The organism is Buchnera aphidicola (Pemphigus obesinymphae), from assembly GCF_026122815.1.
GTDB classification, from domain to species: domain Bacteria; phylum Pseudomonadota; class Gammaproteobacteria; order Enterobacterales; family Enterobacteriaceae; genus Buchnera_C; species Buchnera_C aphidicola_BJ.
Genome location: NZ_JAIWQW010000121.1, coordinates 1 through 305 on the forward strand (window position 1 = coordinate 1; position 305 = coordinate 305).

The window sequence follows — 305 nt, forward strand, 5'->3', positions numbered from 1 at the left end:
CTTTTTACTTCTACATTTGATTTATATAATTCCAATAACTCTGTTTGATTCAATAACGCTTTATTTAATGTTATACCTAAATCTAACGGAATTAATTTAGAAATACGATTCACAAAACCGTATGGATAACCCAATACCCGACCAACATCTCTAATAACTGCTTTTGCAGTTAAAGTCCCAAATGTAATAATTTGCGCAACAGCCTCTTTTCCGTATATTTCTGATACATGTTCAATTACTTTATCTCTCTTATCCATACAAAAATCAATATCAAAATCAGGTAAAGAAATACGATCCGGATTTAA

1 protein-coding gene is annotated in these 305 nt (G+C 29.8%); it reads right to left on the minus strand.

Annotated elements, in window-relative coordinates; translation table 11 throughout:
• On the minus strand, positions 1–305 hold a 305-nt coding region (locus LDP10_RS03395), incomplete at both ends, for a hypothetical protein (protein ID WP_265197301.1).